Raw genomic sequence first — 13118 nt, forward strand, 5'->3', positions numbered from 1 at the left:
AGGAGTCAGGACATGGCAGTGGTATCGGTGACCGACGGCGTGCTCGTCGTCGAGGTCGAGGGGTGGGACCGGGTCTGGGCGCTGAAGAGCCGGATCGAGATCCCGCTCCGGCACGTCCGGGGGGCCACCCTGGATCCGGGCATCATGCGCGAGCCCAAGGGCATCAAGGCCGGCGGCACGCACTTCCCCGGGGTGATCGTGGCGGGCACCTTCCGGCGGGCGGGGGAGAAGGTGTTCTGGGACGTGAAGAACCCGGAGAAGGCGGTGGTGATCGAGCTGGCCGACGAGGCGTACGCCCGCCTGGTGGTCGAGGTGGCCGACCCGAGGGAGACGGTGATGCTGGTCGAGCAGGCCGTCCGGGCGGCCTGACGGCTTGCTAGCCGGCGCCTGACGGCCCGGGGGCTCAAGCGCCTGACGGGCCGTCGGTTCTCGTGCGGCGGGTGTTCGGCGGCGATGGGGCGGTCGGCCCCGGCGGGCCGTCAGGTCCTGGTCCGGGGCCGGGCGTGGTGTCGGCTCAGACCGTGACCCCGTCGTCCTCGGCCCGGTGGGTCGGTCGGTCCGGCGGGTCCGGACGGGTCAGGGGGGCCGGGTGCGGGCGGGCGGCCGGGTCCTGCGGGACGAACAGTTCGGCGCCGCGCGGCATCGCGGCCACCGCCCGCCACCAGAGCCGTACCGGTGGCGGCTCGGCCGGTTCGAAGGGCTTGCCCGGACGCGGCACCACCAGTTCGGCGCCCAGGGCCTGGGCGGCGCTGACGGTCCGTTCGGCCGGCTCCTCCCAGGGGTGCGGGGCGAGGTTGAAGGTGCACCAGTGGATCGGCAGCAGCAGCCGGCCGCCCAGGTCGAGGTGGGCCCGCACCCCCTCCTCGGGGGTCATGTGCACCTCGGGCCAGAGGTCGCTGTAGGCGCCGATCTGCACCATCGTCAGGTCGAAGGGCCCGAGCCGGCCGCCGATCTCGGCGAAGCCGGGGAAGTACCCGGTGTCCCCGCTGTGGAAGACCCGGTGCTGCGGCCCGGCCACCACCCAGGAGGCCCAGAGCACCAGCGGGTTGGTCCGGGGCCCGCGGTTGCAGTAGTGCCGGGCGGGGGTGGCGGTCAGGGTCAGCCCGGCCACCTCGGCCGACTCCCACCAGTCCAGCTCGGCGATCCGGGACGGCGGGACGCCCCAGTGCTCCAGGTGCGCGCCGATGCCCAGCGGGACGGCGAAGGTGGTGCCGGTGGCGGCCAGCGCCCGGACGGTGGCCAGGTCGAGGTGGTCGTAGTGGTCGTGCGAGATCACCACCACGTCCACCGGTCCCAGCTCGGCCAGCGGGATCGGCATCGGGTGCAGCCGCTTGGGCCCGGTCCAGCCGAACGGCGAGCAGCGCTCGCTCCACACCGGGTCGAACAGCACCCGCCGGCCGTCGAGTTCGACCAGCACCGTGGCGTGGCCCAGCCAGGTGGCGCGCAGCCCCGAGGCGGGCGGCTCGGCCAGCTCGACCGGCAGCAGCCGGTGCAGCGGGACGGCGGCGGCCGGTGCCCGGCGGTGCCGGCTGGCGGCGAACTGACCCCGGTTCAGCTCCAGCCGGTTCCGGGTCCGGGCCAGCCGGCTGGTCGGTACCGGATTGCGGAAGGCGCCGGCCCGGAAGTTGGGCGAACTCCTGATCCGGGCCAGCCGGGCGCCGGTGGGCTCGGTGCCGAAGGGTTCGGTGCGGATCAGCCGCCAGGCGTCGCCGGGCAGCTCCAGGAGCGGCGCGGCGCCCGGGCTGAGCCGGGCGGTGAGAGCGGCGACCCGGGACGTCCAGGCGACGGGGCTGGGCACGGCACCTCCATGGGCGGTTATGTCCGTCTTGTCCGGACACTACCGGTAGGGCCTCCCGCCTACCCGGCGAGACGGAGTCCTACGCAACCGTTCGGAGTACCGGCACCGGGACGGGGCGCCCCGTCGCCTGACGGCGGGTCAGGCCGCGTAGAAGCGGGTGATGGTCTCGGCCACGCAGTGCGGCTTGGGGCTGCCCTCGCTGGTGATGGTGTACCGGACCAGCGCCTGCACCCCGCCCGGCACCTCGGTGGCCGAGAGCAGCTCGGCGGTGGCCCGGACGGCGGTGCCGACCGGCACCGGGGCGGGGAAGCGGACCTTCTCGGAGCCGTAGTTCAGCGCCATCCGGATGCCCTCGACGCCGTAGCACTCCTTGGCCAGCACCGGGATCAGCGACAGCGTCAGGTACCCGTGCGCGATGGTCCCCCCGAACGGGCTCTGCTCGGCCCGGGCCGGGTCCACGTGGATCCACTGGTGGTCCCCGGTGGCCTCGGCGAAGAGGTCGACCCGGGCCTGGTCGATGGTGTGCCACTGGCTGGTGCCCAGCTCGGTGCCGACCGCGGCGGTCAGCTCGGCGAGGGAGGCGTACGTCGTCACGGCAGCTCCTGAAGGGGGTGGGACGGAACACCGCGAGAGTATGCCTACCCGCCGGTCACTTGTCAGGGGGTGCTCGTCAGGGGGTGCGTGCCCCGGCGGGACCTCGGCCCTGGGCCGGTCAGCGTGCGGCGGGGACGCAGGGTCGGTCGGTCGGGTGGACCCGGCGGCCACTGACGAGCTCGGGGGCGATCCGGACGAAGACCGGGTCCTGGCCGCCGATCCACGGGAGCGGGCCGGTGCGCCGCAGCGCCCGCCGGGCGGTCTCGTCCCGGATCACCTCGGCCCGGCCGCGCACCAGGACGCTCCACCCGGTGCGGGTGACGGGGTCGAGCTGGTCGGCCTGGAAGGCGGCGACCGTGCCGTCGAGGGCTCGGGTGACGGTGGTGCCGGCGCGCAGGCCGAGGATCAGACCGCCGTCGGGGGCCACCGTGAAGGCGACCGGGAGGACGGCGGGGAGGGCGTGCTCGGTGTACACCACGCGCCCGATGGGCACGGTGCCGAGCAGGCGCAGGCACTCGGCCTCGCCCAGGGTCGCCACGCGCTCGTCTCGCTCCATGTACCCGATGGTGCCGCCGCAGACGGTCCGTCAGTAGGGCCGATGGTCCCGGATGGTCCCTGACCTGCGTCATTCCTGAGGAAACCGCCCGCGGCCCGCGGCCCGCCCGATAGCTTGGCCGTCGGGCTGCGGCGCGGTGACGCGGCGCGGCGGTGACGCGGTGGCGCGGTGGCGCTGCCGGCAGGGGAGGAGCACCGGTGAGCGGCGGGATCGAGTGGGTGGTGATCGGCGCCGACGGCGGCCCGGAGCGGGCCCACGGCGGGTCGGCGAGGGCGGCCGAGGGTGCCGCGCGGTTGGCGGCGGGGCTGCCGGGCCGGAGCTTCGACGCGGGCAGCCGGGGGAGCCGGGTGACGGTGGTGCCGCCGGACGCGGACGCGAACGGGATGCTCACCGCGCTGCGAGCGGCGGCCCAGCGGCCGGCCCGCTGGCTGGTGGTCGCACTGCTCGGGCAGCTGACGGTCGATCCGCGCGGGCGGCGGCTGGCGCTGGTCACCGGCGGGTCCACGCCGGACAACGCCTACCGGCGCGGCTTGGCCTGGGACTGGGTGGTGAGCACCATGGTGCACGGCGACCAGGAGGAGACCCTGCTGCTGGTGGACGCCGTCGCCGACAAGGAGGCCTGGGGGGCGCTCGAACGGGGTGAGGAGGGGGCGGGCGAACTGCTCTCGCACTCCCGGGTCCCGCTCTGGGGGAGGGTGGCGCGCTACCAACCGCCCCGGCGGGGACGGGACACCGTCCTGCCGGGCGGCGAGGGCTCGTTCACCTGGGCGCTGGACCGGGTGCTGGAGCACGGCCTGCCCGGCGGGCCCGCCGCGGTCGCGCCGATGGATCTCCAACCGGCCGTGGAAGCCCAGTTGGCCTGGGCCGAGAGCGCGTACGGGGTGGCCGGGGCGCGGCTGCTGGCACCGGGGGAGCAGGGCAGGCTGCTGCTCCGCAACCGGGCCGCGGTCCGGGGCGCATTGGCCGGATTGTCGCTTTCGGAAGAACTGTTGGCGGTTCTGTGGCGGGAAAGTGCCCCAATGGATCCGCCTTCCGCGTAAGGTCAGGACGCCCGAGGTGTTGCCGGGCATGGGCGGATTGGCGAAGAATCAGTCCCCCGAAGCAACACCAGGGGTGGCGGATTTCTTCTGCGGCGGTGGTCCCTCGTGGACCGGCCGTGACGAGGTGGGGCGATGCGGCAGCACGGACATGTGGTGCGCCCTGGGAGGATCGGGGCCGGTGTGGCGGCGCTGTTGGTGCTCGCCGCCTGTGGTCAGAGCGGGTCCGCCGGGTCCGCCGACCGCCTTCCCGACGTCTCGGCCGCCCCAACTGCCCCGCCCGCCACGGCGAGCGCGCCCGTCGCGGCTCCGGCCACACCGCTCACCGGTCCCCAAGCGGCGGTCGCCGTCGGGGTGTTGTCCGCGTACCGGCTCTGGTGGGACGCTCGGACGGCTGCTTTCGGACAACCGGAGGGCAGCGTTCTGCCGCTCCAGCTCTACTCCTCGGGCCAGGCGTTGAGCGACGCGATGGCCACCGTCACCCAGCTCGGCGAGCGGAAGCTGGTGATGGTCGGCTCGCCGCGCCACTCACCGCTGGTGACGGCGGTCGATCCGGACGCCAAGCCCCCGACCGCGACCGTCGAGGACTGCCTCGACGTCAGTGACTGGCACCAGGCCGACGCGAAGACCAAGGCGATCGCGGACCCCAAGGACCGCCTGACCCGGTACGCCGCGAAGGTCACCCTGCGCAAGAGCGAATCCCGTTGGCTGATCGTCGAATTCAACCGCGAGGTGGGCCGCACATGCTGAACGGCGTCCGACGCAACACGCTCCGGGCCTTAACGGCGACCGGAATCGTCATCGCCCTGTCCTCCCCGGCCGCGGCCGAGGGCCCGGGCAGCGGCACCGTCACCCCCTGCTCGGTGCGCGACATCTGCATCATCGTCACCGAGCCCGGAGGGGGCGGCGGCACCCAGCCCGGCGGTGGCACCCCCACCGGCGGCGCCACCGACAACGGCGTGCCGGTCTGCACCTGGAACGGCGTCCAACGCCCGTGCTGGGACCCGAAGCTGGGCTGGTTCAGCGAGAACAACGGCTGCTACTACAAGCCCGCCAAGCCGCAGCCGCCCGCCACCGACCCGGTCTGGGGCGGCAGCACCCCGCAGGACGGCCAGGTCTACGACGTGGTCTGCCGCGACAAGGACGGGAACCTCTCGGTCTGGCCGCAGCAGTTCTTCCCCCAGCCGCCGGTCCCGATGCCGGTCTACGACAACGTGGTGGACCTCGCCCGCCAGGCGATCGGTGCCCTGGAGAGCACCGCGCCGGTGGTGCACACCGCGCCGGCCGGCAAGGCGGTGGTCGGGGTCCCGGTCTGGCTCTGGTACGAGCGGACGCCGCTGACCGCCGGGCCGCTCAGCAAGACGGTGAAGGGGAACGTGATCAGCGTGACCGCCACCGCCGTGCTGGACCACGTGGAGTGGACGACCGGACCGGGCGAGCCGGTGGTCACCTGCAAGACCACCGGCACCCCCTACGAGCCCGGCTCGGGCAAGGTCACCTCGCCCGACTGCCAGCACATCTACCGGACCAGCTCGGCCGGACAGCCGAACGGCACCTACGAGGTGACGGCCACCGCGGTCTGGAAGGTCAAGGCCGTCCGCAACGACACCGGCCAGGTCATCCTCAGCGACACCGACTGGCCCGTCCCGTCCGACACCGTGCTGCCGATCGAGGTGGCCGAGGTCCAACTGCTCAACTGACCGGCCCGGCTGACGCGGCCTCAGCCCCCGTCGGCCGGCCCCAGGGTCCCCCCGGGCCCGACCCGTCCCCCGATCCCCCGTACGAAAGGCCGAAGCCCGGTGGAGCAACGAACCTTCCCCGCCCCGAGCCCCGGCAGCACCGCCCCCGCGCCCGAGCCGGCCCGGGCGGCCCCGCACGTGCCGCCGCGCACCCTGCGGGCCCGGCGGCGGCGCCCGGCGGTGATCGCCATGGCGGTGGCCATGGTGGCGGCCGGCGGGCTCGGCGGAGCGGTGCTCTACAACTCGACCGGGCAGCGGATCGCGGTGCTGGCACTGGCCCGGGACGTGCCGGCCGGGCAGGCCGTGGTGGCCGAGGACCTGGTGGTGGCCCGGATCGCCTCCGACCCGGCGCTGCGCCCGCTGGACGCCGCCGACCGCTCCCGCACCATCGGGCTGCGGGCCTCCCGCGACCTGCGGCGCGGCGGCCTGCTGCTGAAGGCCGACGTCACCGGGGAGTCCCTGGTCGAGCCCGGTCAGACGGTGGTCGGGGTGGCCGTCAAGCGCACCCAGGTGCCGGCCACCCGGCTCACCCCGGGCACCAGGATCCTGGTGGTCGCCACCCCGGAGACCGGTGCCACCGTCCGCACCCCCGAGACGCTCGCCGTCAAGGTGATCGCGGTCGGCAAGGTGGACGTGGACGGCAGCCAGGTGATCGACGTCGCCCTCCCGGTGGCCGACGGCCCCAAGCTGGCCGCCTGGGTGTCCGTCGGCCGGCTCCAGGTCATCCTCGCCCCGCGCGCCGACGGTGCCGCCCCCGCCGCCACCCCGGGGGCCTCGGGCGGCCCGACGCCGGCCCCGAGCGGGAGCGCCGCCTGATGACCCGCCCGATGACCCGTCAGCCAGTGGCAGGCCCGGTCGGCACGGCAGCCGGGCCCGGGGCCTCGCCCCGCGCCGCGCGGGCGCGGTGCCGCCGGGCGGCCGGGGAGGTGGCGACATGGCGGTGATCGCGCTGGTCGGCGGTCCCGGTGCGCCCGGGGTGACCACCGGGGCGCTGGCCCTGCTGCTCTCCTGGCCGCTGCACCCCGGCCGCCGGGTGCTGCTGGTGGAGTGCGACCCGGACGGCGGGGCGGTGCTGGCCGGTGCGCTGGAGGGCCGGGTGGAGGCGGTCTACGGCCTGCGCAACCTCGCGGTGGCGGACCGCCGCGGCCTGCTCGGCCAGGCCATCTGGGACCAGCTGGTGGACATCTCGCCGGACGGCACCGGGGAGCGCCTGCTGCTGCCCGGCCTGACCGACCCGGCCCAGGCGCCCGGCCTCGCCTACACCTGGGAGCCCCTGGTGGAGGCGCTGCACGCGCTCGAACCGCAGGGCTACGACGTGCTGTTGGACCTCGGCCGGTCCGGTGCGTACGGGCCGGGCGCGGTGCTGGCCCGGCGGGCCGACGCGGTGGTGGTGACGGTGCGCAGCACGCTGCGCGGCCTGAGCTCGGCCCGGCCCCGGCTGAACGCGCTGCGCGAGGACCTGACCTCGGCCGGCAGCGGACCGGACGCGCTCGGTGTGCTGCTGGTCGCCGAGGGCCCGTACCCGGCGGCCGAGATCGCCCGCGAGTTCGGCGTCCCGGTGCTCGGCGTGCTGCCACACGCGCCGCGCACCGCCCGGCTGCTCTCGGACGGCGGGGACACCGGGGACCGGCGGTTCGTCCGGTCCGAGCTGATGCGTACCGCCCGTTCGGCGGCCGACCAGATCCAACTGCTCGTCAGGCGCCGCCGACAGAGCCTGGCCCCGGCTGCCGTGCAGCAGCAGCCGGCCCAGGCCCCGCAGGTGGCGCCGTCGCCCGACCGGGAGCCGCATCCCTTGGCCTACCAGCAGCCCGGCGCCGCCCAGCCGTACCCGGTGCAGCCGCAGCCGTACCCCCAGCAGCCGTACCCCCAACACGCCTACCAGCAGCCGCAGCCGGTGCCCCCGCCGGTGCCGCAGCCGCAGCCGTTCCAGCAGCCGCAGCAGTCCCCGCCGGGCTACACCCTGGGCCCCTTCAACCCGCAGCAGCAGTCCGGCACCCCGTCCCACCGTCAGCCGCAGCCGCCGCCCCAGGCCGCCTACCGGCAGGCGGCGTTCGCCGAGCCGGGCCGCCCGCCGGCCCATCCCTCCGCGACACCCGCCGGCCCCGCCGGCCCGGCCGGACAGCCCGGACAGCCGGGCCTGGGTAGCCAGTTGGGGCCCGTGGTCCCCGCGCCGCCGGTGCCGCAGCCCGCCGCCCCGGCTCCGTTCCCGGTCCCGGCCGAGGCCGAGCCGCCGACCTACGGGCAGGTGCTCCGTGCGCGGTAGCCCGCTCCACGACCCCCTGCACAAGCCCTCGGCCGATCCGGCCGGGCTGCCCTGGACGCCGGCCCAGCCGGTGATACCGCACGCCGCACCGGTCGGCCAGTTCACCACCGGACCGGTCAACTCCACTGCGGCGAACGGAGCTTCGGCGCAGCCCGGTGCCGTCCCGGCGATCCAGCCGCTCGGCATCCGCCCGGCGGTGGACCAGCAGGTCGCCCGGGAGCTCAAGCGGCAGGTGGCGGCCGAGCTGCACGAGCAGCTCAGCCGGCTCTCCGACCTCTCCGGCGTGGAGGCCGACCGGGCCACCCGGCGCCAGCGCGGGCGGGCACTGATCGACGAGGCGGTGGCCCGCTGGTCGGACGCCTACGCGCAGACCCACGGCATCCCGCCGACCAGGGAGCAGGACCGGGAGCTGGCCGAGGCCGTCTACGACCTGCTGTTCCGGGCCGGCCGGCTCCAGCCCTACCTGGACGACCCGGACATCGAGAACATCCTGATCAACGGCTGCGACGACGTCTGGATCTCCAAGGTCCACCAACCACTGCGCCAGGTACCGCCGGTGGCCGAGAACGACGCCGAGCTGATCGAGCTGCTCCAGGACCTGGCCCGCCAGCACGGCGGCGGCGAGCGCACCCTCTCCACCGCCAGCCCGATGCTGGCGCTGCGGCTGGAGGGCGGCATGCGCCTGCAGGCGATGACCGAGGTGACGCCCCGTCCGTACGTGGCGATCCGCCGGCACCGGGTGGCCTCGGCCACCCTGGCCGACCTGGTCCAACTCGGCACCGTGGACCACACCCTGGCCGCCTTCCTGGCCTCGGCGATCCGGGCCCGGAAGAACGTGATGATCACCGGTACCCAGGGCGTGGGCAAGACCAGCCTGCTGCGGGCGATGGCGGCCGAGATCCCGCCGGACGAGCGGGTCGGCACCCTGGAGTCCGAGTTCGAGCTCTGGCTGCACACCCTGGGCCACCTGCGCCAGGTGGTGCCGATGGAGGCCCGGGAGGGCAACGGCGAGCGGGTGGACGGCAAGGTGGCCGGCGAGCTGACGCTCGGTGAGCTGATCCCGGCCGCGCTCCGGATGACGCTCTCGCGGATCATCGTCGGCGAGGTCCGCTCCGGCGAGGTGGTGCCGATGCTGCGGGTGATGACCAACGGCGAGGGCGGCTCGATGTGCACCCTGCACGCGCGCGGTCCGCACATGGTGGTGGACCGGATCGCCGAGCTCTGCCTGGAGTACGGCGCCCACATGACCGACACCCTGGCCTACCGGCTGACCGCCAACGCGGTGGACCTGATCGTGCACGTGTCGATGGTGGACGAGACCGCCGTCGGCGGACGACGGCACCGGTTCGTCTCGCACGTGATGGAGGTGGCCGGCCTCGGCGAGAGCGGCCGGCCCGCGCTGAACACGGTCTTCGGGCCGCGTCCCGACCTGGGGGAGCCCCGGGCCGTGCCGCACACCCCGCCGAACTGCCTGGACGACCTGCGCCGGGCCGGCTTCGACGCCGGGCTGCTCCAGTCCGCGTACGGGAGTTGGGGCGCTCCGCTGAGCCTGCGGGTGGGGGGCGGTCACTGATGCTGCTGTTCGTGCTCTGCGGTCTGCTGGTGGTCGGCGGCCTGGTGCTGCTGGTGACCGGGCTGCGTGGGACGGAGACCGATCCGGACGCCCCGCCGGTGCCGCGCGGCCCTCGGCTCTCCTCCCGGGCCGCTCGGCAACTCCCGTTCCAGCTCCTGGTGTTCGCGGTCGGCACGGTCCTGGTGCTGATGTTCGGCCGACCGCCGGTGCTGATCATGATGGTCGCCCTGGTGGCCTTCGGCCTGCCCTGGCTGTACGGCGCCACCAAGGCGGACATGCACCGGATCGAGAAGCTGGAGGCGCTGGCCGAGTGGACCCAGCGGCTCGGTGACGTGCTGCTGCTCGGCGTCGGCCTGAACCAGGCGATCGTCACCAGCCGCCGGACCGCGCCGCCCGCACTGGAGGAGGAGATCGGCGAGCTCAGCGCCCGGCTGCAGTCCCGCTGGCGGCCGGAGGAGGCGCTGCGCGCCTTCGCCGACCGGCTCGCCGACTCCACCGCCGACAAGGTGCTGGCCGCCCTGGTGCTGCGGGCCGGCGACAGCGGTCCGGGCCTGGCCCGGACCTTGGGCGACCTGGCCGGGTCGGTCCGCGAGGAGGTCCGCCAGCGGCGGGCCATCGAGGCGGACCGGGCCAAGCACCGCACCACCATCCGCTGGCTGCTGCTGATCATCCTCGGGGTGCTGGTGATCGGCATCATGAACGACCGCTACGTCGCGCCCTACAGCACGCTGGTGGGGCAGATGGTGCTGGGCGTGGTGCTGCTGCTCTTCGTGGCGGTGATCGCCTGGATGAAGAAGCTGGCCACCGCCACGCCGCTGCCCCGGCTGCTGGAGCCGGACCGGCGGAGCAAGACCGGCCCGGTGCCCGGGTGGGCCACCGCGGCGGCCGACGAGTCGGAGCCCGCCACCACCGCGACCGGTGCGCAGGCCCACGCCACCCGGTCCACCCCCGCCGTCGTCCCGTCGCTGTTCCGGAAGGAGGGCCCGTGATCTCGATCTGGTCCGTCCTGGCCGGCGCCGCCGTGCTCGGCGGCCTGGCCCTGCTGGCCGCCGAACTCCGGCCCGCACCACCGGATCTGGGCCAGGCGCTGGACCGGCTGCACCGCGCTCCGGCGGAGACCTCGGAGCTGGCCGGCCAGCGGCACGCCTGGGTCGACCGGATCGGTGGCCGCTCGCTCCACCTGGCCGGTGCCCGGATCCCGCACCGGGAGCTCGCCCTGATCGGCCGCACCCCGGCCCGGTTCATGGCGCACAAGCTGCTGTTCGGCCTGATCGGGCTGATGGCCCCGGCCTACCTGGTGGTCCTCACCCTGCTGATGGACACCGAACTCCCTTGGCTGGCCCCGGTGCTGGCCGGTCCCGCGCTGGCCCTGCTGGGCTGGCTGGTGCCGGACGCCATCGTCAAGGGCGAGGCCAAGGAGGCCCGCACCGAGTACCTGAACGGCATCGCGGCCTACCTGGAGCTGGTCGCCCTGGAGCGGGCCGCCGACCTCGGCCCGGCCGAGGCGCTGCGGCGGGCCGCCGTGGTGGGCCGCTCCACCGTGCTGCGCCGGATCCGGGACTCCCTGGACCGCGCCTCCACCGACCGGCTGCCCCCCTGGGACGGCCTCGACGCACTCGCCACCGAACTCGGACTGACGCCCCTTCAGGACGTCGCCGACATCATGCGGCTGTCCGGCACCGACGGGGCCGCCGTGTACGACACCCTGCGTGCCCGGGCGAAGAGCCTGCGCGACGAACTGCTCGCGGAGGACCTGGCCCGGGCCAACACCGACAGCGAGCGGATGGTGGTGCCAGGCGTGGCACTCACCCTGCTCATGACGGTGCTCATCGCATTCCCCGCGCTGTACCAGATGTTCACCGTTCTCTGACCGCTCCCACCGTAGAACCTGGAGACCACACCATGGCAGTTCTGCGCTCACTCCTCACGGCAGCCTTCCTGCCCGTACAACTCTGCATGCTGGCCTTCCACTACCGGATGGGCCGCCTCCGGGCGGCCCGCGCGGCGGGCGACCGCGGCGCGATCAGCATCGAGCTGGCCCTCGCCGTCGTGGTGCTGGTCGGCGTCGCGGCGGCCGTGATCGTCGCGGTGAACCGGCTGGCCGGCAACGTCACCAACCGGGTCCCGCACGACCAGACCGTCCCGGCCCCGGCCCCCGCGCCGTGATCCACCGCCCGCCGTCCGCCCGGCCGGGGGCGCGGCGGGGGGACCGCGGGGCGCTGACGCTCAGTCTCGCCCTGGTCTTCCCGCTGGCGCTGTTCCTGGTCTTCCTCGTGGTGCAGGCCGCGCTCTACTGGTACGCGGGCCAGGCCGCGCTCACGGCTGCCCGCGAGGGCGTCGAGGCGGGCCGGGCCCGAGGCGGCACCCCCGAGTCGGGCGAACGGCGGGCGGACGACTTCCTGAACCGGACCGGCGAGCTGGCCCAGCGGGTCGAGATCCGCACCGGCGAGTCGGATCCGCAGACCTTCCGGATCGCCGTCACGGTACGGCCGTTGGCGGTGGTGCCGGGCTTCGACCGGTTGCTGATCACCCGTGAGGTCAGCGCCCCGCGCGAGCGCTTCGTCCCGCAGGGCGGCACGCCGTGACCCGGCGCGCCGTGCCCGCCGTCCGCGCCGGGGCACCCCGGCGCGGACGGCGGCACCCCGATCGGGGCAGCGCCGCGCTCGAACTCGCCCTGCTGGCCCCGGTCCTGGTGGTCTTCGTGCTGCTCGCGGTGGCCGCCGGGCGTATTCAGACCACCGGCGGGGTAGTGGACGCAGCAGCCCGTTCCGGTGCCCGCGCCGCCTCCTTGGCGCGGACCGTGGAGGGCGGACAGCAGGCCGCCGCGGACGCGGTGGCCGAAGCGCTCCGGGGCCAGGGGGTGGTCTGCCAGAACCCGGAGACACCGAGGGCCGAGTACAGCACCATGGACACGGCGGACGGCCCGCTGGTCACCGTGACGGTCCGGGTGAGCTGCCGGGTCCCGCTCGCGGACCTGATGGTGGGCTGGCCCTCCGGCGGGCTGACCATGCACGGCACGTTCACCTCCGTGGTGGACCGCTACCGAGGAACGAGCTGAGGGGGAGGGAGAGGTGGGACGCCGTACGAACGGCCGGCGGGCGGACGAGGGCTCGATCTCCATCTTCGTCGCGCTCTGTGCGGTCTCCCTGGTGGTGCTGGTCGGCATCGTGCTGGAGGCCGGCGGCCGGCTCCGGGCGATCGAGAACGCCGACGCGCTGGCCCAGGAGAGTGCCCGGGCAGTCGGGCAACAGCTGGACGAGGCCGCGCTGTTGAGCGGCCGGGGGTACGTCCTCAAGGGTGATCTGGACGCGGCTCGGAAGACCGCCGACAGTTACCTGGAGGGGAAGAACGTGACCGCCGACATCAGCTTCCGGGGCGACCAGACCGTGGTGGTGCAGATCCGGACCACGTACCGGACCACCCTGCTCGGGGCCTTCCGGGTCGGCGAGTTGGACGTGCGCGGCCAGGGCTCGGCCGGGCTGGTGCACGGAGTCAGGCAAGCGGAGAACCCGTGAGGGGCGGGGCTCCGGACCGGGTTGACGCCCGGTCAGGCGGGCG

The 13118-nt window shown here is 74.8% G+C and carries 16 protein-coding genes; 13 read left to right on the plus strand and 3 right to left on the minus strand.

The window, feature by feature from the left end; genetic code table 11:
* Window positions 1-12 precede the first annotated feature (12 nt).
* Window positions 13-369, plus strand: coding sequence for a hypothetical protein (locus ACIRBX_RS16115; protein ID WP_402297141.1), 357 nt, complete (start codon window positions 13-15; stop codon window positions 367-369).
* Between the two features lie 145 nt (window positions 370-514).
* Here the strand turns inward: ACIRBX_RS16115 and ACIRBX_RS16120 are convergent, their stop codons facing one another.
* From ACIRBX_RS16120 to ACIRBX_RS16130, 3 genes are all read right to left on the minus strand, one after another.
* On the minus strand, window positions 515-1723 hold the full coding sequence (locus ACIRBX_RS16120) for an MBL fold metallo-hydrolase (RefSeq protein ID WP_402297625.1): 1209 nt from the start codon (window positions 1721-1723) through the stop codon (window positions 515-517).
* A 213-nt stretch (window positions 1724-1936) separates the two neighbouring features.
* Complete coding sequence (locus tag ACIRBX_RS16125) at window positions 1937-2392, minus strand: MaoC family dehydratase (RefSeq protein WP_402297143.1); 456 nt, start codon at window positions 2390-2392, stop codon at window positions 1937-1939.
* Window positions 2393-2510: 118 nt separating this feature from the next.
* Window positions 2511-2948 (minus strand): pyridoxamine 5'-phosphate oxidase family protein, encoded by a 438-nt coding sequence (locus ACIRBX_RS16130; protein WP_402297145.1) that lies wholly within the window; start codon window positions 2946-2948, stop codon window positions 2511-2513.
* Between the two features lie 197 nt (window positions 2949-3145).
* Between ACIRBX_RS16130 and ACIRBX_RS16135 the strand changes: the two genes are divergently transcribed.
* From ACIRBX_RS16135 to ACIRBX_RS16190, 12 genes are all read left to right on the plus strand, one after another.
* Complete coding sequence (locus ACIRBX_RS16135) at window positions 3146-3988, plus strand: hypothetical protein (protein WP_402297147.1); 843 nt, start codon at window positions 3146-3148, stop codon at window positions 3986-3988.
* Between the two features lie 180 nt (window positions 3989-4168).
* Window positions 4169-4735, plus strand: a complete 567-nt coding sequence (locus ACIRBX_RS16140) for a hypothetical protein (protein WP_402297149.1) — start codon at window positions 4169-4171, stop codon at window positions 4733-4735.
* Window positions 4729-5685, plus strand: coding sequence for a hypothetical protein (locus ACIRBX_RS16145; protein ID WP_402297151.1), 957 nt, complete (start codon window positions 4729-4731; stop codon window positions 5683-5685). Before ACIRBX_RS16140 ends, ACIRBX_RS16145 begins: the two co-directional genes overlap by 7 nt.
* Before the next feature lie 99 nt (window positions 5686-5784).
* Window positions 5785-6540 (plus strand): SAF domain-containing protein, encoded by a 756-nt coding sequence (locus tag ACIRBX_RS16150; RefSeq protein WP_402297153.1) that lies wholly within the window; start codon window positions 5785-5787, stop codon window positions 6538-6540.
* A 118-nt stretch (window positions 6541-6658) separates the two neighbouring features.
* Window positions 6659-7987, plus strand: coding sequence for a hypothetical protein (locus ACIRBX_RS16155; RefSeq protein WP_402297155.1), 1329 nt, complete (start codon window positions 6659-6661; stop codon window positions 7985-7987).
* Window positions 7977-9560, plus strand: a complete 1584-nt coding sequence (locus tag ACIRBX_RS16160; protein WP_402297157.1) for a CpaF family protein — start codon at window positions 7977-7979, stop codon at window positions 9558-9560. The genes ACIRBX_RS16155 and ACIRBX_RS16160 overlap by 11 nt, the downstream gene beginning before the upstream one ends.
* Window positions 9560-10549: a type II secretion system F family protein gene (locus ACIRBX_RS16165; RefSeq protein ID WP_402297159.1), complete on the plus strand. Its 990-nt coding sequence runs from the start codon at window positions 9560-9562 to the stop codon at window positions 10547-10549. The genes ACIRBX_RS16160 and ACIRBX_RS16165 overlap by 1 nt, the downstream gene beginning before the upstream one ends.
* Window positions 10546-11430, plus strand: coding sequence for a hypothetical protein (locus ACIRBX_RS16170; RefSeq protein ID WP_402297161.1), 885 nt, complete (start codon window positions 10546-10548; stop codon window positions 11428-11430). Before ACIRBX_RS16165 ends, ACIRBX_RS16170 begins: the two co-directional genes overlap by 4 nt.
* 32 nt (window positions 11431-11462) lie before the next feature.
* Window positions 11463-11726 carry a hypothetical protein gene (locus ACIRBX_RS16175; protein WP_402297163.1) on the plus strand — a complete coding sequence of 88 codons (264 nt, stop codon included), beginning with the start codon at window positions 11463-11465 and terminating at the stop codon, window positions 11724-11726.
* The gene (locus tag ACIRBX_RS16180) at window positions 11723-12145 is read left to right on the plus strand and encodes a TadE family protein (RefSeq protein WP_402297165.1); all 423 of its coding nucleotides are present in this window, start codon (window positions 11723-11725) and stop codon (window positions 12143-12145) included. Before ACIRBX_RS16175 ends, ACIRBX_RS16180 begins: the two co-directional genes overlap by 4 nt.
* Window positions 12142-12618, plus strand: a complete 477-nt coding sequence (locus tag ACIRBX_RS16185; RefSeq protein WP_402297167.1) for a TadE/TadG family type IV pilus assembly protein — start codon at window positions 12142-12144, stop codon at window positions 12616-12618. Before ACIRBX_RS16180 ends, ACIRBX_RS16185 begins: the two co-directional genes overlap by 4 nt.
* 13 nt (window positions 12619-12631) lie before the next feature.
* On the plus strand, window positions 12632-13075 hold the full coding sequence (locus ACIRBX_RS16190; RefSeq protein WP_402297169.1) for a hypothetical protein: 444 nt from the start codon (window positions 12632-12634) through the stop codon (window positions 13073-13075).
* Window positions 13076-13118 lie beyond the last annotated feature (43 nt).

It is taken from the genome of Kitasatospora sp. NPDC096147 (assembly GCF_044763225.1).
In the GTDB taxonomy this organism is placed as follows: domain Bacteria; phylum Actinomycetota; class Actinomycetes; order Streptomycetales; family Streptomycetaceae; genus Kitasatospora.

Coding starts and splice junctions, on each gene's coding strand:
- ACIRBX_RS16155 (WP_402297155.1), top strand. CDS start 6,659: ATGGCGGTGATCGCGCTGGTCGGCGGTCCCGGTGCGCCCGGGGTGACC.
- ACIRBX_RS16165 (WP_402297159.1), top strand. CDS start 9,560: ATGCTGCTGTTCGTGCTCTGCGGTCTGCTGGTGGTCGGCGGCCTGGTG.
- ACIRBX_RS16145 (WP_402297151.1), top strand. CDS start 4,729: ATGCTGAACGGCGTCCGACGCAACACGCTCCGGGCCTTAACGGCGACC.
- ACIRBX_RS16130 (WP_402297145.1), bottom strand. CDS start 2,948: ATGGAGCGAGACGAGCGCGTGGCGACCCTGGGCGAGGCCGAGTGCCTG.
- ACIRBX_RS16115 (WP_402297141.1), top strand. CDS start 13: ATGGCAGTGGTATCGGTGACCGACGGCGTGCTCGTCGTCGAGGTCGAG.
- ACIRBX_RS16175 (WP_402297163.1), top strand. CDS start 11,463: ATGGCAGTTCTGCGCTCACTCCTCACGGCAGCCTTCCTGCCCGTACAA.